17 protein-coding genes and 1 pseudogene are annotated in these 21,258 nt (G+C 60.0%); 13 read left to right on the top strand and 5 right to left on the bottom strand.

Annotation, left to right across the window (positions count from 1 at the left end; all coding sequences use genetic code 11):
* Positions 1 to 2 precede the first annotated feature (2 nt).
* Entirely contained in the window at positions 3 to 962 is a 960-nt protein-coding gene (locus CE491_RS11110) for a tRNA dihydrouridine synthase (RefSeq protein WP_110948400.1), read from the top strand.
* 115 nt (positions 963 to 1,077) lie between these two features.
* The gene (locus CE491_RS11105; protein ID WP_110948458.1) at positions 1,078 to 1,530 is read left to right on the top strand and encodes an Hsp20 family protein; all 453 of its coding nucleotides are present in this window, start codon (positions 1,078 to 1,080) and stop codon (positions 1,528 to 1,530) included.
* 64 nt (positions 1,531 to 1,594) lie between these two features.
* On the opposite strand, the pseudogene CE491_RS11100 reads toward CE491_RS11105, so the two are convergent.
* Positions 1,595 to 3,676, bottom strand: a pseudogene (locus CE491_RS11100) (putative bifunctional diguanylate cyclase/phosphodiesterase); the annotation flags it as partial.
* Between the two features lie 101 nt (positions 3,677 to 3,777).
* On the bottom strand, positions 3,778 to 4,656 hold the full coding sequence (locus CE491_RS11095) for a LysR family transcriptional regulator (RefSeq protein ID WP_110948398.1): 879 nt from the start codon (positions 4,654 to 4,656) through the stop codon (positions 3,778 to 3,780).
* Positions 4,657 to 4,980: 324 nt separating this feature from the next.
* On the opposite strand from CE491_RS11095, the gene leuC reads away from it, so the two are divergent.
* The 4 genes from leuC to asd all read left to right on the top strand — a co-directional run bounded on the left by leuC (position 4,981) and on the right by asd (position 9,562).
* A complete protein-coding gene (gene leuC / locus CE491_RS11090) occupies positions 4,981 to 6,405 on the top strand; it encodes a 3-isopropylmalate dehydratase large subunit (RefSeq protein WP_110948397.1) in 1,425 nt (474 codons plus the stop codon).
* Positions 6,406 to 6,415: 10 nt separating this feature from the next.
* Positions 6,416 to 7,060 (top strand): 3-isopropylmalate dehydratase small subunit, encoded by a 645-nt coding sequence (leuD, locus tag CE491_RS11085; protein WP_110948396.1) that lies wholly within the window; start codon positions 6,416 to 6,418, stop codon positions 7,058 to 7,060.
* A gap of 224 nt (positions 7,061 to 7,284) precedes the next feature.
* Complete coding sequence (leuB, locus tag CE491_RS11080; RefSeq protein WP_110948395.1) at positions 7,285 to 8,367, top strand: 3-isopropylmalate dehydrogenase; 1,083 nt, start codon at positions 7,285 to 7,287, stop codon at positions 8,365 to 8,367.
* Between the two features lie 82 nt (positions 8,368 to 8,449).
* A complete protein-coding gene (gene asd, locus CE491_RS11075; protein WP_110948394.1) occupies positions 8,450 to 9,562 on the top strand; it encodes an aspartate-semialdehyde dehydrogenase in 1,113 nt (370 codons plus the stop codon).
* A 106-nt stretch (positions 9,563 to 9,668) separates the two neighbouring features.
* On the opposite strand, the gene CE491_RS11070 is transcribed toward asd, so the two are convergent.
* Positions 9,669 to 10,832: an acyltransferase family protein gene (locus CE491_RS11070; RefSeq protein ID WP_110948393.1), complete on the bottom strand. Its 1,164-nt coding sequence runs from the start codon at positions 10,830 to 10,832 to the stop codon at positions 9,669 to 9,671.
* A 435-nt stretch (positions 10,833 to 11,267) separates the two neighbouring features.
* Here CE491_RS11070 and CE491_RS11065 point away from each other — a divergent pair, with 435 nt between their 5' ends.
* From CE491_RS11065 to CE491_RS11040, 5 genes are all read left to right on the top strand, one after another.
* Positions 11,268 to 12,284 carry a 2-dehydro-3-deoxygalactonokinase gene (locus CE491_RS11065; RefSeq protein WP_110948392.1) on the top strand — a complete coding sequence of 339 codons (1,017 nt, stop codon included), beginning with the start codon at positions 11,268 to 11,270 and terminating at the stop codon, positions 12,282 to 12,284.
* 1 nt (position 12,285) lies between these two features.
* Positions 12,286 to 12,921 carry a 2-dehydro-3-deoxy-6-phosphogalactonate aldolase gene (locus CE491_RS11060; RefSeq protein WP_110948391.1) on the top strand — a complete coding sequence of 212 codons (636 nt, stop codon included), beginning with the start codon at positions 12,286 to 12,288 and terminating at the stop codon, positions 12,919 to 12,921.
* 96 nt (positions 12,922 to 13,017) lie between these two features.
* A complete protein-coding gene (gene dgoD, locus CE491_RS11055; RefSeq protein ID WP_110948390.1) occupies positions 13,018 to 14,166 on the top strand; it encodes a galactonate dehydratase in 1,149 nt (382 codons plus the stop codon).
* A 179-nt stretch (positions 14,167 to 14,345) separates the two neighbouring features.
* Complete coding sequence (locus tag CE491_RS11045) at positions 14,346 to 15,659, top strand: MFS transporter (protein WP_110948388.1); 1,314 nt, start codon at positions 14,346 to 14,348, stop codon at positions 15,657 to 15,659.
* A gap of 118 nt (positions 15,660 to 15,777) precedes the next feature.
* Complete coding sequence (locus CE491_RS11040; RefSeq protein WP_110948457.1) at positions 15,778 to 16,557, top strand: IclR family transcriptional regulator; 780 nt, start codon at positions 15,778 to 15,780, stop codon at positions 16,555 to 16,557.
* A gap of 110 nt (positions 16,558 to 16,667) precedes the next feature.
* Here CE491_RS11040 and CE491_RS11035 read toward each other — a convergent pair whose 3' ends face one another.
* Positions 16,668 to 17,720: an NAD(P)-dependent alcohol dehydrogenase gene (locus tag CE491_RS11035; protein WP_110948387.1), complete on the bottom strand. Its 1,053-nt coding sequence runs from the start codon at positions 17,718 to 17,720 to the stop codon at positions 16,668 to 16,670.
* Between the two features lie 178 nt (positions 17,721 to 17,898).
* On the opposite strand from CE491_RS11035, the gene CE491_RS11030 reads away from it, so the two are divergent.
* On the top strand, positions 17,899 to 18,804 hold the full coding sequence (locus tag CE491_RS11030; protein WP_110948386.1) for an AraC family transcriptional regulator: 906 nt from the start codon (positions 17,899 to 17,901) through the stop codon (positions 18,802 to 18,804).
* Between the two features lie 66 nt (positions 18,805 to 18,870).
* Here the strand turns inward: CE491_RS11030 and CE491_RS11025 are convergent, their stop codons facing one another.
* Positions 18,871 to 20,535 carry an electron transfer flavoprotein-ubiquinone oxidoreductase gene (locus CE491_RS11025; protein ID WP_110948385.1) on the bottom strand — a complete coding sequence of 555 codons (1,665 nt, stop codon included), beginning with the start codon at positions 20,533 to 20,535 and terminating at the stop codon, positions 18,871 to 18,873.
* A gap of 528 nt (positions 20,536 to 21,063) precedes the next feature.
* Here CE491_RS11025 and CE491_RS11020 point away from each other — a divergent pair.
* A partial coding sequence (locus CE491_RS11020; RefSeq protein ID WP_407681339.1) for an electron transfer flavoprotein subunit beta/FixA family protein occupies positions 21,064 to 21,258 on the top strand: 195 nt, incomplete at its 3' end.

Raw genomic sequence — 21,258 nt, 5'->3', positions numbered from 1 at the left:
CCATGCAAATTGCCCTGGCGCCCATGGAAGGTCTGGTCGACGACATATTGCGCGACGTGCTGACTCAGGTTGGCGGCATCGATTGGTGCGTGACCGAATTCATCCGGGTGACCGAGCGTCTGTTGCCCGAGCACTACTTCCACAAGCTCGCCTCTGAACTGCTCACCGACGCGAAGACCCGCGCCGGTGTGCCGTTGCGTGTGCAGTTGCTGGGCTCCGATCCGGTGTGTCTGGCTGAAAATGCTGCATTCGCCGCCGAATTGGGTGCGCCGGTGATTGACCTGAACTTTGGTTGCCCAGCCAAGACGGTGAACAAATCCCGGGGTGGGGCAGTGCTGCTTAAAGAGCCGGAACTGCTGCACTCGATTCTCAGCCATGTACGGCGGGCGGTGCCTGCGCACATTCCGGTCACCGCCAAGATGCGCCTGGGCTACGACAGCACCGAACCTGCGCTCGATTGCGCCCGGGCGCTGGAAGCGGGCGGCGCCGAGCACATCGTGGTTCACGCGCGAACCAAGGTCGACGGCTACAAACCGCCTGCCCATTGGGAATGGATCGGCAGGATTCAGGACGTGGTGAAGATTCCAATCATCGCCAATGGCGAGATCTGGACGGTCGATGACTGGCGCCGCTGCCGCGAAATCTGCGGCGCCCGTGACATCATGATCGGCCGTGGCCTGGTGGCGCGACCGGACCTGGGGCGGCAGATCGCAGCAGCCAAGGCGGGGCGGGAGGTTGTCGAGATGACTTGGCAGCAACTGCAACCGCTGCTTCGGCACTTCTGGCTCCAGGCGCTGGCAAAGATGACGCGGGTCCAGGCGCCGGGTCGGCTCAAGCAGTGGGTCGTGCTGTTGACCAAAAGCTATCCTGAAGCCACCGTGCTGTTCGATGGCCTGCGGCGCGAGACAGACTGCGAGCGGATCAGTCAAATGCTCGGTGTCAGCCAGCCAGAAGCGGCCTGAGAAAAGATTTTCATAGCGACTCTTGAAACAGAAGTGACTGTCCTTATCTAGGGATTACGCGATGCCGAACTCGGGTCGCGGAGACAACCACTTGCTGATTTTTCAGGAGATTCACATGACTACTAACGCATTTTCTCTGGCCCCACTTTTCCGTTCATCCGTGGGCTTCGACCGCTTCAACGATCTGTTCGAATCGGCGGCCCGTAATGAGTCGGCCAGCACTTATCCTCCCTACAACGTCGAGAAACACGCAGACGATCAATACCGTATCGTCATCGCGGCTGCGGGTTTCCAGGAAGAAGACCTCGAGCTGCAGGTCGAGAAGGGAGTGTTGACCGTCACCGGTAGCAAACGCGAAAAAGAAAAAGCCGCTGAAGGCGTGACCTTCCTGCATCAGGGCATTGCCCAGCGTGCTTTCAAGCTGTCGTTCCGTTTGGCCGACCACATCGAAGTGCAGAACGCCGCGCTGGCCAACGGTCTGCTGAACATCGACCTGCTGCGCCTGGTGCCGGAAGAAGCCAAGCCAAAACGCATTCAGATCAACGGACAGAAAACGCTTGCACATTGATCTGTAGCCGTTAACGAAAAAGGCGTCCCTCGGGACGCCTTTTTTGTTGTTTCTCATTGTGCCACTACGGGTGCACACGCCCACGCAGCAACGCCTCGAACCGCTCCAGCGGCAGCGGCTCGCTAAACAGAAACCCCTGATAGAAATGGCAATCGAGCTGCGCCAGAAAGTCCAGCTGCTCCTGCTTTTCCACGCCTTCGGCAATGATCGCCAGATTGAGGCTCGCGGCCATGGCAATGATGGCGCGGACGATTTCGGCGTCGTTGGGGTCGCTGGTGGCGTCGCGGACGAAGGATTGGTCGATTTTCAACGCGTCCACCGGCAGGCGCTTGAGGTAGGTCAGCGACGAATAACCGGTGCCGAAATCATCCATCGCAAAGCTGATGCCCAACTGTTTCAACTCGAGCATCTTGGCGATGGTGTCTTCAAGGTTCTGAATGACGATGCCCTCGGTGATTTCCAGTTTGAGCATGCGATTGGGCAGCACGCAGGTTCGCAGGCAGCGTTCGACTCGCTCGACGAAATCGGTCTGACGAAACTGCCGGGGGCTGATGTTTACGCACAGGCTGAAGTCCTGGCCATCGATCATGCCTTTGCGCAGCAACTGACTGCCAGCCCTGCAGGCTTCCTCGAGAATCCAGTTACCCACCTCCAGGATCATCCCGCTTTCTTCCATGACCTGAATGAAGTGTTGGGGCGGCAGGCTGCCAAGGCTCGGGTGCTGCCAGCGCAGCAGGGCTTCGGCGCCAATGATCCGGTTGCCGCGGGTATCGACCTGAGGCTGATAACTGAGGCTGAATTCACCGCGACTCAGGGCCAGGCGCAGGTCGTTTTCCATTCGCAGACGGTCACTGGCGGCCTGTTGCATGGTGCTGTGAAACATCTGCGTGGCGTTGCGCCCTGAATCCTTGGCCCTGTAAAGGGCAATGTCGGCGCGTTTGAGCAGGTCGGCGGGGGTCGAGCCATGATCCGGAATCAGCGCCACGCCGATGCTGGGCGTGACCTGCAGACGCTGACCGTCAAGGAGCATCGGTTCGGCCAGCAGCCCGCGCAGCGTGTCGGCCAGGGTGCGCACCTGCTCGATGACCTCGGCCTGGGTGCCTTCCAGTCCGCTGATCAGAACCACGAATTCGTCACCCCCCAGGCGCGCCACGGTGTCTTCCAGTCGCACGCTGACCTCAAGCCGTGCCGTGATGATCTTCAGCACGCTGTCACCCACGGGATGCCCAAGCGAGTCGTTGATGTGCTTGAAGTGGTCCAGATCGAGGAACAACAGGGCGCCGCGCAAGTTACGGCGCTTGAGCAGGGAGATCTGCTGACTGAGGCGATCCATCAGCAGCGCACGGTTGGGCAGGTTGGTCAGGGAGTCGTGGTAGGCCAGGTGCTGAATCTGCGCCTGGGCGCGCTTTAGCACGCCGATATCGCGGGCGGTGATCAGTAAACAATCCGTGTCGTCGAGCACCAGCGGGTCAATCGATACGTCAACGGTGATGATGTCGCCATTCTTGCCGCGTCCCAGCAGCTCGCGGTTATGCACTTCACCGTGCTCTTCAACGTCCTGAATCAGGCGGATGCGCTGGGTGATGTCGGCCATGATCACGAACTCGAATACCGTACGCCCCAGCACTTCGCTGGCGCTGTAGCCGGTCAGGCGGCAGAAGCCGTCATTGACCTCCAGGTAACGCCCGGTGGCTTTTTCTGTGATGATGATGGCGTCCGGGCTTGAGTGAAACGCTTTGGCGAACTTCTCTTCGCTGGCCCTGAGGGCTTGCTGGGCGCGTTTGTGTTCGGTGTTGTCGATGAAGGTGCTGAGCAGGTAATGGCCATCGCTCAGCTCGATTTTCTGAGTGTAAAGGGTGCCTTCGCGGGTGCGTCCGTCCCGCGCCTGCCACTGGCTCTCGAGGCTGGCCGGCTCGACGGTGGAGAACGTTCGTTCCAGCGCCGTCTGCCGTTGTCGCGGATCGACCCATAGCTCGATTTCCAGCGTCGTGCGGCCGATGCACTCATCCATCGACCAGCCGAAGGTGCTCTCGAAATGCCGATTGGCGTTGCAGATCAGACCGTCGTCGAAGCGCGTCAGTAACACCACGTTGGGGCTGAGGTTGAAAAGGGCGGCGAAGTGTTGCTCCGACTCTTTTGCCGTCAAGGCCAGACCGGTCATTTGAAGCAGCGCGCTGTCGGCGATTGTAGGCATGTGATCACGAGCCTTCGAAAGTGAAGCCGGTATGACGATCAGTGAGCATCACCTCAGGCCATGTCCGCCTGGGCATCCAGCAGCGCCATGAAGGCCCTTGCGGCGTTCGATAGCGTGCGTTCCGTGTGGACAATGTAGCCTAGCTGGCGACGCAGCTGTATGCCCGGCAACGGAATACGCCTGACCTGCTCATCGAGCATGGTTCTTGGCAGCACACTCCATGCCAGTCCGATGGACACCATCATCTTGATCGTCTCCATGTAATTGGTGCTCATGGCGATGTTCGGCTTGATCCCCTGGGCCTCGCACAGGTCGCTGACGATGTGGTGAGTGAAGGTGTTGCCGCCGGGAAACACCGCAGGATAACCAGCGATATCAGCCAGGCTCACATCGGCAGTGTTGGCCAGCGGGTGTTCAGGCGCCGCGACGAAATCCAGGGGATCGTCCCAGACCGTTACGGCCTTGACCAGCGCGTGCGGTTCGGGCGCCAGGGTGATCACCGCCAGCTCCGCGCGTCCGTGGAGGATTTCGTCGTAGGCCACTTCCGAATCGAGAAACTCGATGTCCAGCGCGACGTTGGGATAGGTGCGGGTGAATGTCCTTAATAAGGAAGGCAAGCGATGCAGGCCGATGTGATGGCTGGTCGCCAGGCTCAGTCGACCGCTGACTTCTCCGGTGAGGTTGGTCAGTGCACGGCGCGTATCGTCAAGCACGTTGAGAATCTGATAAGCGCGGGGCAGAAGGGCGCGTCCGGCTTCGGTCAGGCTGACTTCCCGACCCAGGCGATCGAACAGGCGGACATTGAGTTGTTGCTCCAGCCCCGCGATGCGTTTGCTGACCGCGGGCTGGGTCAGGTGCAGGCGCTCGCCGGCGGCCGAGAAGCTGCCGGTCTCGGCAATGGCAATGAAGGCATTGAGGTTCGCCAGATCCATCTCGAATTCCTGTTGGTTATCCAAAGCATGAAAAATATGAATTTGAGTTATTTAAGCATATTCCATAGCATCTTCCCCACAAGCCAAGGGGTCTTTGCAGCGTCGTCGTGATGACGCTGAGCACGACATGGAACACGCTGATCAGGGTGCCAGGAGTGGACGGGCGGGCTGCGACGATTCATGGTCACATGCAGTGAAACAGTGAATTTGAGTGGTTGGCCAACGTCTCGTAGCATCCCTCCCACGAGCCGGGGGATCGCTGACATGTCGCTATGATGTCGATGACCCCAGGGCATAGAAACAAGCTGATGAGGAAAACGTCTGATGACCGGCAAAACGCTCTACGACAAGCTCTGGGATTCGCATTTGGTCAAGCAGCGCGATGATGGTTCTGCGCTGCTTTACATCGATCGTCACATCATCCATGAAGTGACCTCGCCACAAGCGTTCGAAGGCCTGCGCCTGGCTGGCCGCAAACCGTGGCGCATCGATGCCAACGTCGCCACCGCCGACCACAACGTACCCACCACCCCGGACCGCAAGGACGGCGTCGACGCTATCGTCGATCAGGTATCGCGTCTGCAGGTCCAGACCCTGGACGACAACTGCGACGAGTACGGCATCACCGAATTCAAGATGAACGATGTGCGTCAAGGCATCGTCCACGTGATCGGCCCTGAGCAGGGCGCCACCTTGCCGGGCATGACCGTGGTCTGCGGCGACTCCCACACCTCGACCCACGGCGCGTTCGGTGCCCTGGCTCACGGTATCGGCACTTCCGAGGTCGAGCATGTGCTCGCCACCCAGTGCCTGGTCGCCAAGAAAATGAAAAACATGCTGGTGAAAGTCGAAGGCAAACTGCCGTTCGGCGTCACCGCGAAAGACATCGTGTTGGCGATTATCGGCAAGATCGGCACCGCTGGCGGTAATGGCCATGCCATCGAGTTTGCCGGCAGCGCCATTCGCGACTTGTCCGTCGAAGGCCGCATGACGATCTGCAACATGTCCATCGAGGCTGGCGCTCGCGTCGGTCTGGTGGCTACAGATGAGAAGACCGTTGCCTACGTCAAGGGTCGCCCATTCGCACCGACAGCCGAGCAGTGGGACGCAGCGGTCGAGGCGTGGAAGGATCTGGTTTCCGACGACGATGCGGTGTTCGACACGGTAGTCGAGCTCGACGCCGCGCAGATCAAGCCGCAAGTGAGTTGGGGCACTTCGCCGGAAATGGTTCTGGCCGTTGATCAGAATGTGCCGGACCCGGCGCAGGAAACCGATCTGGTCAAGCGTGGCTCCATCGAGCGCGCGCTGAAGTACATGGGCCTGAAGGCCAATCAGGCGATCACCGACATTCAGCTGGATCGCGTATTCATCGGTTCCTGCACCAACTCGCGGATCGAAGACCTGCGCGCTGCGGCAGACATCGCCAAGGGCCGCAAGGTCGCCTCGACCATCAAGCAGGCGATCGTTGTCCCCGGCTCGGGCCTGGTCAAGGCGCAGGCCGAGAAGGAAGGCCTGGACAAAGTCTTCATCGAAGCCGGTTTCGAATGGCGTGAGCCAGGCTGCTCCATGTGTCTGGCGATGAACCCGGACCGCCTGGAAAGTGGCGAGCATTGCGCGTCCACCTCCAATCGAAACTTCGAAGGCCGTCAGGGTGCCGGTGGTCGTACTCACCTGGTCAGCCCGGCGATGGCGGCGGCGGCGGCGGTCAATGGCCGTTTCATCGACGTCCGCACCATGAGCCAGCAATAAGGAGCCCAGCATGAAGCCTTTTACTCAACACTCAGGTCTGGTTGCCCCGTTGGATCGTGCCAACGTCGACACTGACCAGATCATCCCCAAGCAGTTTCTGAAGTCGATCCGTCGCACCGGTTTCGGTCCGAATCTGTTCGACGAATGGCGTTATTTGGATGTCGGGCAGCCGTATCAGGACAACTCCAAGCGCCCGTTGAACCCTGATTTCGTGCTCAACCACGAGCGTTATCAAGGTGCCAGCGTGTTGTTGGCTCGCGAAAACTTCGGCTGCGGTTCGAGCCGTGAGCACGCGCCCTGGGCGCTGGAAGAGTACGGTTTTCGCAGCATCATCGCGCCGAGCTATGCCGACATCTTTTTCAACAACAGCTTCAAGAACGGCCTGCTGCCCATCATCCTCAGCGAAAGTGAAGTCGACGAGCTGTTCAAGGCGGTTGAAGCCAAGCCCGGCTACCAGTTGAAAGTGGACCTCGAGGCGCAGACCGTGACCGGTGAAAACGGCAAGGTCTACACCTTCGAGATCGACGCTTTCCGCAAGCACTGCCTGCTCAACGGTCTGGATGACATCGGCCTGACCCTGGTGGACGGCGATGCGATTGCCGCGTTCGAGAGCAAGCACCGCGCCAGTCAGCCATGGCTTTTTCGCGACGTGTGATTGATATGTCCGCGTGTGGCAAACACGCGGTCTCTATGGGAGTCAGCTTGCTGACGAAGAGGCAGGCACAGCCGCCACATCCCCGGCGGCTGACTTCTCCTGCGTGAGCGAACTCACTCCCACAGGTCTCTCGGTGTTGATGATTGCGTGGGCGGTCATTTCAGCACCCGCTTTTTCAATCGACGCTCCTGCAGCGCCGATGCACATATTGAAACGAGGGTTTTATGAGCAAGCAGATTCTGATTCTCCCAGGTGATGGCATCGGTCCGGAAATCATGACCGAGGCGGTCAAGGTGCTGGAGCTGGCCAACGAGAAATATCAGCTGGGTTTCGAATTGAGCCATGACGTCATCGGTGGCGCGGCCATCGACAAGCATGGCGTGCCACTGGCCGACGAAACGCTGGCACGCGCCCGTGCCGCCGACGCGGTGCTGCTGGGCGCAGTGGGCGGCCCGAAATGGGATGCCATCGAGCGTGACATCCGTCCTGAACGCGGTCTGCTGAAAATCCGTTCACAACTGGGTCTGTTCGCCAATCTGCGTCCGGCGATTCTCTACCCGCAATTGGCCGATGCCTCGAGCCTCAAGCTTGAGATCGTCGCTGGCCTGGACATCCTCATTGTTCGCGAGCTGACCGGCGGTATCTACTTCGGCGCGCCGCGGGGTACCCGCGAGCTGGAAAACGGCGAGCGCCAGTCTTACGATACCCTGCCGTACAGCGAGAGCGAGATCCGCCGTATTGCCCGCGTCGGTTTCGACATGGCACGCGTACGTGGCAAGAAGCTGTGTTCGGTGGACAAGGCCAACGTGCTGGCTTCCAGCCAGTTGTGGCGCGAAGTGGTCGAGCAAGTGGCCAAGGACTATCCGGACGTCGAGCTGAGCCACATGTACGTGGACAACGCCGCCATGCAACTGGTCCGCGCGCCGAAGCAGTTCGACGTAGTGGTTACCGACAACATGTTCGGCGACATCCTGTCCGACGAAGCGTCGATGCTCACCGGCTCCATCGGCATGCTGCCGTCGGCGTCGCTGGATTCGAACAACAAGGGCATGTACGAGCCTTGTCACGGTTCGGCGCCGGACATCGCCGGCAAAGGCGTTGCCAACCCGCTGGCGACCATCCTGTCGGTGTCGATGATGCTGCGTTACAGCTTCAATCAGCACGCTGCAGCGGACGCCATCGAGAAGGCCGTAAGCCTGGTTCTGGATCAGGGCCTGCGCACCGGTGATATCTGGTCCGACGGTAATGCCAAGGTCGGTACGCAAGAAATGGGTGACGCCGTAGTCGCCGCGCTGCGCAATCTGTAATATCTCGGGCCCACTGCTGCAAGATCGAGTCGAAAAGCTCTCTGCGGTAAGGGGCCCCACTTTTAATTAAGGTGTAGTTGCGATGAAACGTGTAGGTCTGGTCGGTTGGCGCGGTATGGTTGGTTCCGTGCTCATGCAGCGCATGCTGGAAGAGCAGGATTTCGATCTCATTGAGCCGGTTTTTTTCACCACCTCCAACGTCGGCGGACAAGGTCCGTCGGTGGGCAAGGATATTGCGCCGTTGAAAGATGCCTACAGCATCGACGAGCTCAAGACCCTGGACGTGGTGCTGACCTGCCAGGGCGGCGACTACACCAACGAGGTGTTCCCCAAGCTGCGTGAAGCGGGCTGGCAGGGTTACTGGATCGACGCGGCCTCTTCCCTGCGCATGCAGGACGATGCAGTGATCGTTCTGGATCCGGTCAACCGCAAGGTTATCGACCAGCAACTGGACAGCGGCACCAGGAACTTCATCGGCGGCAATTGCACCGTCAGCTTGATGTTGATGGGCCTGGGCGGTCTGTTCGAGGCCGGTCTGGTGGAGTGGATGAACGTCATGACGTATCAGGCGGCCTCCGGTGCCGGTGCGCAGAACATGCGTGAGCTGATCAAGCAGATGGGCGCCATCAACGCGTCGGTCGCTGACGATCTTGCCAACCCTGCCAGTGCGATCCTGGACATCGACCGCAAAGTCGCCGAAGCCATGCGCAGCAACAGCTTCCCGACCGAGAACTTTGGTGTGCCGTTGGCGGGCAGCCTGATCCCGTGGATCGACAAGGAGCTGCCGAACGGTCAGAGCCGCGAGGAGTGGAAAGGGCAGGCGGAGACTAACAAGATTCTCGGTCGCTTCAATCGTCCGATTCCGGTGGATGGTATCTGCGTGCGCATCGGCGCCATGCGTTGCCACAGCCAGGCGCTGACCATCAAGCTGAACAAGGATGTGCCGATTGCCGATATCGAGGGGATGATCAGTCAGCACAACCCCTGGGTGAAGCTGGTGCCGAATAACCGTGAGGCGAGTATTCAGGAGCTGAGCCCGACGTCGGTGACCGGAACGTTGAATATTCCGGTGGGTCGCTTGCGTAAGCTGAATATGGGCTCGCAGTATCTGGGAGCGTTTACGGTCGGCGACCAACTGTTGTGGGGCGCGGCCGAGCCGTTGCGTCGCATGTTGCGGATTTTGCTGGAGCGCTGATTCAGCGTTTTTCGGTAGAGATAAAAAAACCGCCTGTCTAGGGCGGTTTTTTATGGGTTTTTGGAATGTTTGGCACTCCGTCGTCGGTGGGCATGATTCCGGCGACTCAAACCCGCTCCGGCGGTGGATCATCCTTGCGGCGGCGCAGCAGGGTGCCACGTTTCCAATGCTCGCCATACCGAATCGCTGGCGTCTCGATATAACGGTGGGTCAGCATGGACACCACCAGCACGGCCACAACGACTAACAGCAGCAGCAGGTTGTCATTCAGCGCGCTGCCTGAGCTCAGATAGCGCACCACTGTCCCGCTCGTCTCGCCAGCCTTGTCTACCAGCAACGGGTAACCGCTGAATTTCGCCGCCACCGTCAGCGCGGTCCCCAGGACGAAGATCACCGCCGCATGGGTCAGGTAAATCGACAGCCATAGCTGCCCCAGCGCCGGAAACGCTCGCAAACGCAACACCTGCGAAACGAGCCCCGCTTCTTGCGAAAAGACCAGAATCGCGACACAGAACAGCAACCCTAATTCGATGGTCAGCTGTTGCTCGCCTTCGGTCATCACCCAGTAAATGCCTCCCAGCACGGCTACCTCCAGCAGCGTAGCAATGATTGGCCCCGGCATCGAACCCCACAAACGTGCATAAATCCGATAAGTGATCGCGCCAGCGAAAAAGCAGGAAACGCCCCACAACACATTGCGCGGGATCAGATTGAAATCCTGGTACAGCCCCACGAAAGCGAGCACACACAGAAGCGAGAAAAGTTTGCGTGCAAGACTTGGGACGGTGAACAGGATCAGCGCGAACAGCCCCCAGATGTAGAACTGCACGCTGATGAGCCAGGATGGGTAGTTGAACGACAGCGCGTTGAAACCCGGCCACCAGGCCTGAATCAGCAGCAGGTTGGGCAGAATCTCCCCAGGCGCACGGTCGCCGCTGAACGCTGGGTAGTTCAATGACAGCCCGTAGCGTTCCAGCCCCAGCTTCAGGCATTCGAAGCCGATGAAGAACAGCAGTACAGCCACATGCAATGGCATCACGCGGCAGGCGCGATTGACCACGAACTCGCGCAACTGCCGTGGCGACTGGATATGGTCGCAGTAGCGCCGGTAAATCAGAAACCCGCTCAATGCGAAGAAGAAGCCCGCGAACTGGCTCGCGTTCCGAAAGAACGTCAGCTCGGTGATGCTGCGCTCGATGTGCGAGTGATGAACGATCAGGGCCAGGGCACAAAGGCCGCGGAAGCTGTCGAGCACGAGGAATCGCTTCATCTCAAAGGTCCTTTTGCAGATGAGTGTTGATGGAATGGCAGTATTGCGGTGCGCAGGCCACACCGGTCCGAACCCGAGGGCGGGCAGGGAGAATTGCGGGGAAGTTACCACCTTCGGCACGGAGGGCTGATGAGGGGTGGTGGCGCGTGGCGGGTCGTTCAGGAGCCGGGCTATGGCGGGGCAAAACACCTGTAACAGCACGCCTTGCCTGCGGCGACGCTTGCCAGCCAAAAGTGACCTGGAAACGCTCTGCCGCGAGTATGCCCCAGACGTTTACGCAGGTGCCACCGACGATTCACCAGTGCGCAGACACGTTCGTCGAATAATTTACATAAATCCCAATATATGAGCAGTTAAATTACATATTGAGATGATTCTGCTTTCAGGTTTATAGTTCGTCTCGCATTCACTCATTAATAACAATCAGGTGAAGCCATGCAGGCGCAATTGATCGCGCTCGATTGGGGAACGACATCCCTTCGTGCTTATCGACTCGGCGAACAAGGCCGGGTACTGGAACAACGCTCGCTTGGTGCGGGCATCATGCAACTGCCGACGACGGCAAGGCCCATTGCCGGACAGATGTGCTCGGACGGGTTCGAACTGGCTTTCGATGAGGCCTGTGGCGACTGGCTCGACGCTCAACCGAATCTGCCGGTCGTTGCGTGTGGCATGGTAGGCAGTGCGCAGGGCTGGCGCGAAGCGGTGTATCAGCAGACGCCCGCCAGCGTCGGCGCGCTCAGCAACGCACTCGTGACAGTGCGCAGTGCGCGCGGGGTCAATATCCACATCGTGCCCGGCGTGTTGCAGCGCTCGGAGCTGCCCAACGTCATGCGCGGCGAAGAGACTCAAGTCCTGGGCGTCCTCAGTTCGCTGTCCGCCAGTGAAACCGACAAACCGCTGCTAATCGGTCTGCCCGGCAGTCATTCGAAGTGGGTGAGGGCGGTGGACGGGCGGATCGTGCATTTCGATACGTTCATGACCGGCGAGGTGTACGCCGCGCTGTCCGGCCACACCATTCTCGGCCGCACGATGCAGCGCAGCGACACGTTCGATTGCGCAGCGTTCGATCGTGGGGTCGGCGTTGCGCATTCGCCTGAAGGCGCCACCGGCCCGCTGTCGACCATCTTCAGTACGCGGACCCTGGGCCTGACCGGCGTGCTCAACGGTGCCCAGCAGGCCGACTATCTATCCGGCCTGCTGATCGGCCATGAGATTGTGGCCCTAAGCCAATTGCTGAACCAGACCGAAGCCTCTCTGCCAGCAGTGATTCTGATCGGCAGCGGCCCGCTGCTCGAGCGCTATCAGCGCGCGCTGGACGCCAACGGCTTTGCGCAGGTGACCTTCGCCGAGCACGCCACGGAGCGTGGCCTGTGGCAAGTCGCTGTGCAGGCCGGTCTGATCGCATCCCCTTCTACGGCCGGTGTCCGGCCCCTTCATGTCGAGAACTGAAATGCTCAAACAAGCCCTCGCGCAAAACGGCCTGGTCGCAATTCTGCGCGGACTGCGCCCCGAAGAAGCCCCGGCAATCGGTGATGTTCTGTACACCGCCGGTTTTCGCGTCATCGAAGTGCCGCTCAATTCCCCGCAACCGTACGACAGCATCCGTTTGTTGCGTCAGAGTCTGCCCGCCGATTGCCTGATCGGTGCTGGCACTGTGCTAACCACGGAACAAGTACGCCATGTGAAAGAGGCGGGCGGGCAGGTCATCGTCATGCCTCACAGTGATCCTGAAGTGCTGCGTGCCGCCAAGTCCGAAGGCTTGCTGCTGTCACCCGGCGTGGCGACGCCGACAGAAGCCTTCGCCGCGCTGGCCAATGGCGCCGACGTACTGAAGATGTTCCCCGCCGAGCAGATGGGACCGGCCGTGGTAAAGGCATGGCTGGCGGTGTTGCCTGCCGACACCGTGTTGCTGCCTGTGGGTGGCATCACGCCGGACAACATGCAGGTCTTCCTCGATGCAGGGGTGCGTGGTTTCGGTCTGGGCTCGGGCCTGTTCAAACCCGGCATGAGCGCCGACGACGTGGCTGAACGGGCCAAGGCCTATGTCGCCGCGTGGAATCAGTCCCGTCCCGCGAGCAGCAAATAGCCTGATTTTGTCGAGCCGCCCATGGCGCGCCGTTGCTGGCAACTGTTTTTGAATACGCGTCTTCGAACAAGCATCCTCGAATAAGAGAGATATGAGATGAAAATCACCAAACTCACGACCTTCATCGTTCCGCCGCGCTGGTGCTTCCTCAAGGTCGAAACCGACCAGGGCGTTACCGGTTGGGGTGAGCCAGTGGTCGAGGGCCGTGCGCACACGGTCGCCGCTGCCGTTGAAGAACTGTCCGACTATCTGATCGGAAAAGACCCACGCAACATCGAGGACATCTGGACCGTGCTCTATCGTGGCGGTTTCTACCGTGGCGGGGCTATCCACATGAGCGCCCTGGCGGGTATCGACCAGGCGTTGTGGGACATCAAGGGCAAGGCACTGGGGGTTTCGGTCAGTGATCTGCTGGGCGGCCAGGTGCGTGACAAAATTCGTGTGTACTCATGGATCGGCGGCGACCGGCCGGCTGACACCGCGCGTGCTGCCAGGGAAGCTGTCGAGCGTGGTTTTACGGCGGTGAAGATGAACGGCACCGAAGAGCTGCAATTCCTCGACACCTTCGAAAAGGTCGACTTGGCTCTGGCTAACGTCGCCGCCGTGCGTGATGCGGTGGGCCCCAACGTCGGCATTGGTGTGGATTTCCATGGTCGGGTGCACAAGCCCATGGCCAAGGTGCTGATGAAGGAGCTGGACCCGTACAAGCTGATGTTCATCGAAGAGCCGGTGCTCAGCGAGAACTACGAAGCGCTCAAGGAACTGGCGCCGCTGACCAGTACGCCGATTGCGCTGGGCGAACGTCTTTTCTCGCGCTGGGACTTCAAGCGTGTGTTAAGCGAAGGTTATGTCGACATCATCCAGCCGGACGCTTCCCACGCGGGGGGTATCACCGAGACGCGCAAGATCGCCAACATGGCCGAAGCCTACGACGTGGCGCTTGCTCTGCATTGCCCGCTGGGGCCGATCGCGCTGGCGGCGTGCCTGCAACTGGATGCGGCCTGCTACAACGCGTTCATTCAGGAGCAGAGCCTGGGGATTCACTACAACGAGAGCAACGACCTGCTCGACTACATCAAGAACCCTGGAGTTTTCGACTACGACAAAGGCATGGTGAAAATCCCCAACGGTCCGGGGCTGGGAATCGAGATCAACGAGGAATACGTCAAGGAGCGCGCGGCCATCGGTCATCGCTGGCGCAACCCGATCTGGCGTCATGCCGATGGCAGTTTTGCCGAGTGGTGATCAGTTCTCCCTGACGCGATCGTTGATCGTTCCCACGCTTTGCGTGGGAATGCAGTTCCAGACGCTCTGTGTCCCTTGTGACGCACAGCGTCATTCATGGCATTTCCACGCAGAGCGTGGGAACGATCAACGGCAAAAAAATTACAGACCTCAGACAACCATAAAAAGAGGCACTCCCCATGCGCACACAGACCTTGCCGCAGGCGCGGGCGATCGCCGCGACGCCGACCCGCAAACGCTTCTTCATCATGGTGCTGCTGTTCATCACCGTGGTCATCAACTACCTTGACCGCAGCAACCTCTCAATCGCCGCTCCGGCCCTGACCAGCGAACTGGGCATCGATCCGGTCCACGTCGGCCTGGTGTTCTCCGCATTCGGCTGGACCTACGCTGCCATGCAATTGCCCGGTGGCTGGCTGGTTGACCGGGTGCCGCCGCGCATCCTCTACACCGTGGCGCTGGCGCTGTGGTCGGTGGCAACCGTCTTTCTCGGCTTCGTCGGCAGTTTCATAGGGCTGTTCATTCTGCGCATGGCCGTTGGCGCGCTGGAAGCGCCGGCTTACCCGATCAACAGTCGAGTGGTCACCGCCTGGTTCCCGGAAAAGGAGCGCGCCACCGCGGTCGGTTTCTACACCTCCGGGCAGTTCGTCGGGCTGGCCTTCCTCACCCCCGTACTGGCCTGGCTTCAGGCGACTTTCGGCTGGCACATGGTATTCGTCGCGACCGGGGGCTTGGGCGTCCTCTGGGCGGTGATCTGGTACATGGTCTATCGCGAGCCGCGTGATTTCAGAGGCGTGAACCAGGGCGAAATCGACCTGATCAGCGAAGGCGGCGGTCTGGTGGACATTCAGACCGATACGGCGAAAGACAAGGGTGGGTTTAGTTGGCAGGATCTGGGCATCGTGCTCAGCAAGCGCAAGCTGTGGGGCATCTATCTGGGCCAGTTCTGTCTGAATTCGACCCTGTGGTTCTTTCTCACCTGGTTCCCGACGTATCTGGTCAAGTATCGCGGCATGGATTTCATCAAGTCCGGTCTGCTGGCCTCTCTGCCTTTTTTGGCGGCCTTTGTCGGCGTGCTTTGTTCAGGCTTTTTCTCGGACTGGCTGATTCGTCGCGGCTACACGGTAGGCTTCGCGCGAAAGCTGCCGATCATTGCCGGGCTGTTGATTTCGACCTCGATCATCGGTGCCAACTACGTCGAATCCACCCCGCTGGTGATCGCCTTTCTGGCGCTGGCGTTCTTCGGCAACGGCCTTGCGTCGATTACCTGGTCGTTGGTGTCGACACTGGCGCCGGCCCGCCTGCTGGGCCTGACCGGTGGCACCTTCAACCTGATCGGCAACCTGGCCGCCATCGCCACGCCCATCGTCATCGGCTTCCTTGCTTCCGGGCAATCCTTCGCCCCGGCGATTACCTACATCGCCGTGCTGGCCCTGCTTGGGGCGCTGTCCTACATCCTGTTGGTGGGCAAAGTCGAGCGGATCGAGCTGTAACCCTTGGCACCGAAAACAGCTGGCGACGATAATGCCGCCAGCTTCTGATTCGATAAGGCGTGATATGCAAGACACTTCCGACCTCAAAGACGCTCCCGACCTGAAAGGCCACGGGAGCATGCCTGGCAAGGACGCCGCACCCACTGGCACCCAAACCCTGCTGCGTGGCCTGGGTGTGGTGCAGGCGGTCGCCAGCGGTGCCCGCGATCTCAAGGAAATCGCCCGCTTGATCGGCACCACGCGCAGCACGACCCATCGGCTCGCCAGCTGTCTGGTCGAAGAACGCTATCTGCGGGTGCTGCCGCAAGTGGGCTATCTGTTGGGGCCCAAGCTGATCGAACTGGGTTTTCAGGCACGCGAAGAGCTGCCGCTGGCGATGCTGGCCCGGCCATTTCTCGATGAGTTGTCGGCACTGACCGGCGACACCGTGCATCTGGCGGTGCGCGATGGCGATGAAGTGTTGTACCTGCACAAAAACCCTGGCCGCAACGGCCCGGAAATGCGTTCGAGGGTGGGCCATCGCATGCCGCTGGCACGTACCGGCATTGGCAAGGCGCTGCTGCTGGACAGCCCGGAAAGCGAGTGGCGAAAGCTGTATGACGTCAGTGTGCCGCAATTGACGAGGAACCCGCTCTGGCCAGCCCATCAGGAGCAGACCTGGGAGCAGGTGCGCGAGCGCATGCACGAGTATGTGAAAGGCGGGTATGCGTTCGATCTGGAGGACAACGAACCGTCGATTCGTTGCGTGGCGGCGCCGATTCGTGATGCCGGCAAACACATCGTCGCCGGGATCAGCATCGCCAGTACGGTGCCATACATGCCGCTGGAAAAGATGGCCGAGCTGGTGCCGGTGATCAAGGAGACTGCGGCGCGGCTGTCGGCGGAGTTGGGTGGGTAAGACGCACTTTACCTTGTAGGAGCACGCTTGCCCGCAATTGCGATCTGTCTGCAGCAAAAGGCTGTCTGACACGACGCTATCGCGGGCAAGCGTGCTCCTGCAGAGAGTGGTTACGCCTTCAACGTCGCCATATCGATCACGAAACGATACTTCACATCCCCCGCGATCATGCGGCTGTACGCTTCGTTGATGTTCTTGATATCAAGCATCTCGATGTCACAGCTGATGTTGTGTTCGGCGCAGAAATCCAGCACTTCCTGAGTTTCCGCGATGCCACCGATCAAGGAACCTGCCAGGACGCGGCGTTTCATCACCAGATTGGCTGCATGCAGCGCCGGATCAACCGGTTCGATCAAACCCACCAGAATGTGCACGCCGTCGAAGCGCAGGGTTTCCAGGTAGGGGTTGAGGTCGTGCTGCACCGGAATGGTGTCGAGCAGGAAGTCGAAGTGACCGGCCGCGGCCTTCATCTGATCGGCGTCGGTGGATACGATCACGTGATCGGCGCCCTGACGACGGGCTTCTTCCGCCTTGCTCGCCGAGCGGGTGAACAACGTGACTTCAGCCCCCATGGCCTTAGCGAACTTGATACCCATATGGCCCAGACCGCCCATACCCAGTACGCCCACCTTGTCGCCAGCTTTCACGCCGTAGTGTTTGAGTGGGGAATAGGTAGTGATGCCGGCGCAGAGAATCGGTGCGGCGGCGGCCAGGTCCAGCTTCTCGGGAATGCGCACCACGAAGTGCTCGCTGACCACGATGCTGCTGGAGTAGCCGCCCATGGTGTTGGTGCCGTCGATGCGGTCCGGGGTGGCATAAGTCAGGGTCGGGCCTTCCAGGCAGTACTGCTCGAGGTCCGCGGCGCAGGCTTCGCAATGACGGCAAGAGTCGACCATGCAGCCGACGCCGACCAGATCACCGACTTTGTGCCTGGTGACGTTGGCGCCGACTTCGGTGACCTTGCCTACGATCTCGTGGCCCGGCATCAACGGATAAACGGCGATACCCCATTCGTTGCGTGCCTGGTGAATGTCTGAGTGGCAGACGCCGCAGTAGAGGATGTCGATGGCCACGTCGTCCGGGCGCGGACTGCGGCGGTTGAAGGTCATGGGGGCGAGGGGCGCAGTGGCCGATTGGGCGGCATAACCGATAGCTGTGTACATGTGAAACCTCGCAGAAACGATGACAGTTGAGGCCGTGCATTCTGCGCAGCAAGGGCTTTTGCTGCCATGACCATTCCTCCGCGTGTCATGCCTAATCCTCCGGAAATGCCTTTCCGGTGGCTGCGTTGTGCCGCAGATCTGCGATGATGGCAGTGTCTAATCCTCTGTCCGGTTGCCCATGTCTCTGACCCTTCACTCCGACGCCAATGCCACGCTGGTTTCCCTGATCAAGCCGCTAGCCTCACGTCCCGGCTTCGTCGACACGCGTGTCCCGGGTGTGCAGGCGATGTCCTGGGACTACTACGTCGCCAGCAGCCCGCAGATCTACGAGCCGAGCCTGGTGATTCTTGCCCAGGGCAGCAAACTGGCGCGCCTGGGGTCGCGGACCCTGGAATACGGCGCCGGTCATTATCTGGTGCAGGCGCTGTCGGTGCCGTTCATGTGCGAGACCTTCGCCACGCAAGAGGAGCCCATGTACGGGGTGGCGGTGATGATCGACCGCACGGTGCTGAGTGAGTTGGTCCAGGCCATGGGGCAGGCGCGGGATGTCACGGTGCGGGCGCAGACCCCGGAATCCATGAGCTCGGCCGAACTGGATGCATCGATGCGCGAGAGCGTCGAGCGTCTGCTGCATTGCCTGCACGACCCGCTGGATGCCCAGGTGATGGGCCCGGCAAGGGTGAGAGAGGTCTTGTATGCGGCGCTGCGCGGCCCCCAGTCGGGTGTGCTGCGGGCGCTGGTCGAGCAACAGGGGCATTTCGCGCGTATCGGCGCGGCGTTACAACATCTGCGCGATCATTACAGCGAAGCGCTGAGTGTCGACGACCTTGCCCGTTGCGCCAACATGAGCGCATCGACCTTTCACGAGCATTTCAAACGCAGCACGATGCTGTCGCCAGTGCAGTACCTCAAGCGCCTGCGGCTGCTCAAGGCTCAGCAGATGCTGATCGGAGAAGGCATGGGCGTGGCCCAGGTGGCGCACAAAGTCGGGTATCAGAGCACATCGCAGTTCAGCCGTGAGTACAAGCGCTACTTCGAGCGTAATCCGGGAGAAGAAGGAGAGCGGCTGAGGATTTCGGCTTAAAACAAGAAAGGCGCCTTGATCGGCGCCTTTCTCGCAGCTTGCAGATTACAACGCGCTGCGGCGTTTTTACATATTCGGGTAAGTCGGCCCGCCCGCACCCTCAGGCGTTACCCAGGTAATGTTCTGCGACGGATCCTTGATGTCGCAGGTCTTGCAATGCACGCAGTTCTGCGCGTTGATCTGGAATCGTTTGGCGCCGTCTTCCTGCGTCACCACCTCGTACACGCCAGCTGGGCAGTAACGTTGCGCAGGCTCGTCGTATTTGGGCAGGTTGACGTTGATCGGGATGCTCGGATCCTTCAACTTCAGGTGGCAAGGCTGCTCTTCTTCGTGGTTGGTGCCGGAGATGAACACCGAACTCAGTTTGTCGAAGCTCAGCTTGCCGTCCGGTTTCGGGTAGTCGATCCGCTTGGAATCGGCCGCCAGCTTCATGCACGCATAGTCAGGCTTGTTGTCGTGCAGGGTGAAGGGGATCTTGCCGCCGAACAGGTTCTGGTCGATGAAGTTGAAGGCGCCACCCAGGATCGGACCAAACTTGTGAATCGCCGCGCCGAAGTTACGGCTGGCGAAAAGCTCTTCATGCAGCCAACTGCCCTTGAATGCATCGACGTAGCCGTTCAGTGCATCGCCGCCTTCGTTGCCGGCGAACAGCGCGTCAGCCACCGACTCTGCCGCCAGCATGCCGGACTTCATGGCCGTGTGGCTGCCCTTGATCTTGGCGAAGTTGAGGGTGCCCAAATCGCAACCGATCAGCGCGCCGCCCGGGAAGACCATCTTCGGCAGCGAGTTCAGGCCGCCCTTGGCGATCGCGCGCGCACCGTAGCTTACGCGCTTGCCTCCTTCCAGATACTGCTTGAGGATCGGGTGATGCTTGAGGCGCTGGAATTCGTCGAATGGCGACAGGAATGGGTTGGCATAGGACAGATCGACGATCAGGCCGACCACCACCTGATTGTTTTCCAGGTGATAAAGGAAGGACCCGCCGGTGTTCTCGGTGCCCATCACGTCCAGCGGCCAGCCGGCGGTGTGCACCACCAGGCCTTGCTGATGCTTGGCCGGATCGACTTCCCAGATCTCCTTGAGGCCGATACCGTAATGCTGGGCATCGGCTTCGCTGTCCAGATTGAAGCGTTTGATCAGTTGCTTGCCGATATGGCCGCGGCAACCTTCGGCGAACAGTGTGTACTTGCCGCGCAGTTCCATGCCAGGGGTGTACAGGCCCTCTTTCGGATTACCTTCGCGATCGACGCCCAGATCACCGGTGATGATCCCGCGGACCACGCCGCTTTCGTCGATCAGCGCTTCCTGAGCGGCGAAACCCGGATAAATTTCTACGCCCAGGTTCTCGGCCTGCTGCGCCAGCCAGCGGCACAGATTACCAAGGGAAATTATGTAGTTGCCTTCGTTGTGCATGGTCCTGGGCACGAACGCACCAGGCACTTTGGTGCCGGCTTCGGCGCTGGTCAGCACATAAATGTCATCGCCTTTGACCGGCGTGTTCAGCGGGGCGCCCAATTCTTTCCAGTCAGGAAACAGCTCGTTCAGGGCACGCGGTTCGAACACCGCGCCTGAGAGAATATGAGCGCCAACTTCAGAGCCTTTTTCCACCACGCAGACGCTGATTTCCTGGCCAGCTTCGGCGGCCTTCTGTTTCAGACGGCATGCGGCGGACAGCCCGGCGGGGCCGGCTCCGACGATGACGACGTCGAATTCCATAAATTCGCGTTCCACTGGCTATCTCCTGATCAAGGCTCAACGGTATTTTTTTATAAGTAGCTGAAAACCGACACGCGGAACGGTTGTCATCCGGGCGTCATCTTAAAGGGGCGCATTATATCTACACCACCTTGCAGGTCCAATACAAACGTTTGTTTGAATCAGCTGAAACCCTGATAAAACATAGGGAGACGGCTTGTGACTGGCGTTTTTGTCGTATTGACCGCACTAGGCGTTCCGGTCAAGATACGGGCGGTTTTACGCTCGCCGTAGGCTGACCGTTGGTAGGAGAACCCCTCTGAAAACGACGCGAGTGCCGTGCAGCAGACCTGCTTCATCCCCCGGAATCGGCAGGCGGGGAGCAGTTTACACGCATGGCCTGCGTATGACTTGGCCTGGAACGGGAGCGCGGTTGTTTTTTGCTGAACTCACCGTTAGGCAACGACGAATACGCTGTTTTCAAAGGTGTTCTTTACACTGACGTGTACCCATCGCCAGGCTTGGCCTGGCGACTTCTTTTCACCGGAGAGTAACGAGGAATCCATGAAGGTTCTTGTAGCTGTCAAACGAGTGGTCGACTACAACGTCAAGGTTCGCGTCAAAGCGGACAACTCCGGCGTCGATCTCGCTAACGTAAAAATGTCGATGAACCCCTTCTGCGAAATCGCCGTGGAAGAAGCCGTACGCCTGAAAGAGAAGGGCGTTGCGACCGAGATCGTCGTCGTTTCCATTGGCCCG

It is taken from the genome of Pseudomonas bohemica (genome assembly GCF_002934685.1).
GTDB classification, from domain to species: Bacteria; Pseudomonadota; Gammaproteobacteria; order Pseudomonadales; family Pseudomonadaceae; genus Aquipseudomonas; species Aquipseudomonas bohemica.
This window is presented reverse-complemented; position numbering and strand designations above follow the sequence as displayed.

What these genes read in the sequence shown, in the direction of transcription:
- leuB (WP_110948395.1), top strand. Translation starts at nt 7,285, where the DNA reads ATGAGCAAGCAGATTCTGATTCTCCCAGGTGATGGCATCGGTCCGGAA.
- CE491_RS11045 (WP_110948388.1), top strand. Translation starts at nt 14,346, where the DNA reads ATGCGCACACAGACCTTGCCGCAGGCGCGGGCGATCGCCGCGACGCCG.
- CE491_RS11030 (WP_110948386.1), top strand. Translation starts at nt 17,899, where the DNA reads ATGTCTCTGACCCTTCACTCCGACGCCAATGCCACGCTGGTTTCCCTG.
- leuC (WP_110948397.1), top strand. Translation starts at nt 4,981, where the DNA reads ATGACCGGCAAAACGCTCTACGACAAGCTCTGGGATTCGCATTTGGTC.
- CE491_RS11110 (WP_110948400.1), top strand. Translation starts at nt 3, where the DNA reads ATGCAAATTGCCCTGGCGCCCATGGAAGGTCTGGTCGACGACATATTG.
- CE491_RS11040 (WP_110948457.1), top strand. Translation starts at nt 15,778, where the DNA reads ATGCCTGGCAAGGACGCCGCACCCACTGGCACCCAAACCCTGCTGCGT.
- dgoD (WP_110948390.1), top strand. Translation starts at nt 13,018, where the DNA reads ATGAAAATCACCAAACTCACGACCTTCATCGTTCCGCCGCGCTGGTGC.
- leuD (WP_110948396.1), top strand. Translation starts at nt 6,416, where the DNA reads ATGAAGCCTTTTACTCAACACTCAGGTCTGGTTGCCCCGTTGGATCGT.
- CE491_RS11065 (WP_110948392.1), top strand. Translation starts at nt 11,268, where the DNA reads ATGCAGGCGCAATTGATCGCGCTCGATTGGGGAACGACATCCCTTCGT.
- CE491_RS11070 (WP_110948393.1), bottom strand. Translation starts at nt 10,832, where the DNA reads ATGAAGCGATTCCTCGTGCTCGACAGCTTCCGCGGCCTTTGTGCCCTG.
- asd (WP_110948394.1), top strand. Translation starts at nt 8,450, where the DNA reads ATGAAACGTGTAGGTCTGGTCGGTTGGCGCGGTATGGTTGGTTCCGTG.
- CE491_RS11105 (WP_110948458.1), top strand. Translation starts at nt 1,078, where the DNA reads ATGACTACTAACGCATTTTCTCTGGCCCCACTTTTCCGTTCATCCGTG.
- CE491_RS11035 (WP_110948387.1), bottom strand. Translation starts at nt 17,720, where the DNA reads ATGTACACAGCTATCGGTTATGCCGCCCAATCGGCCACTGCGCCCCTC.
- CE491_RS11060 (WP_110948391.1), top strand. Translation starts at nt 12,286, where the DNA reads ATGCTCAAACAAGCCCTCGCGCAAAACGGCCTGGTCGCAATTCTGCGC.
- CE491_RS11095 (WP_110948398.1), bottom strand. Translation starts at nt 4,656, where the DNA reads ATGGATCTGGCGAACCTCAATGCCTTCATTGCCATTGCCGAGACCGGC.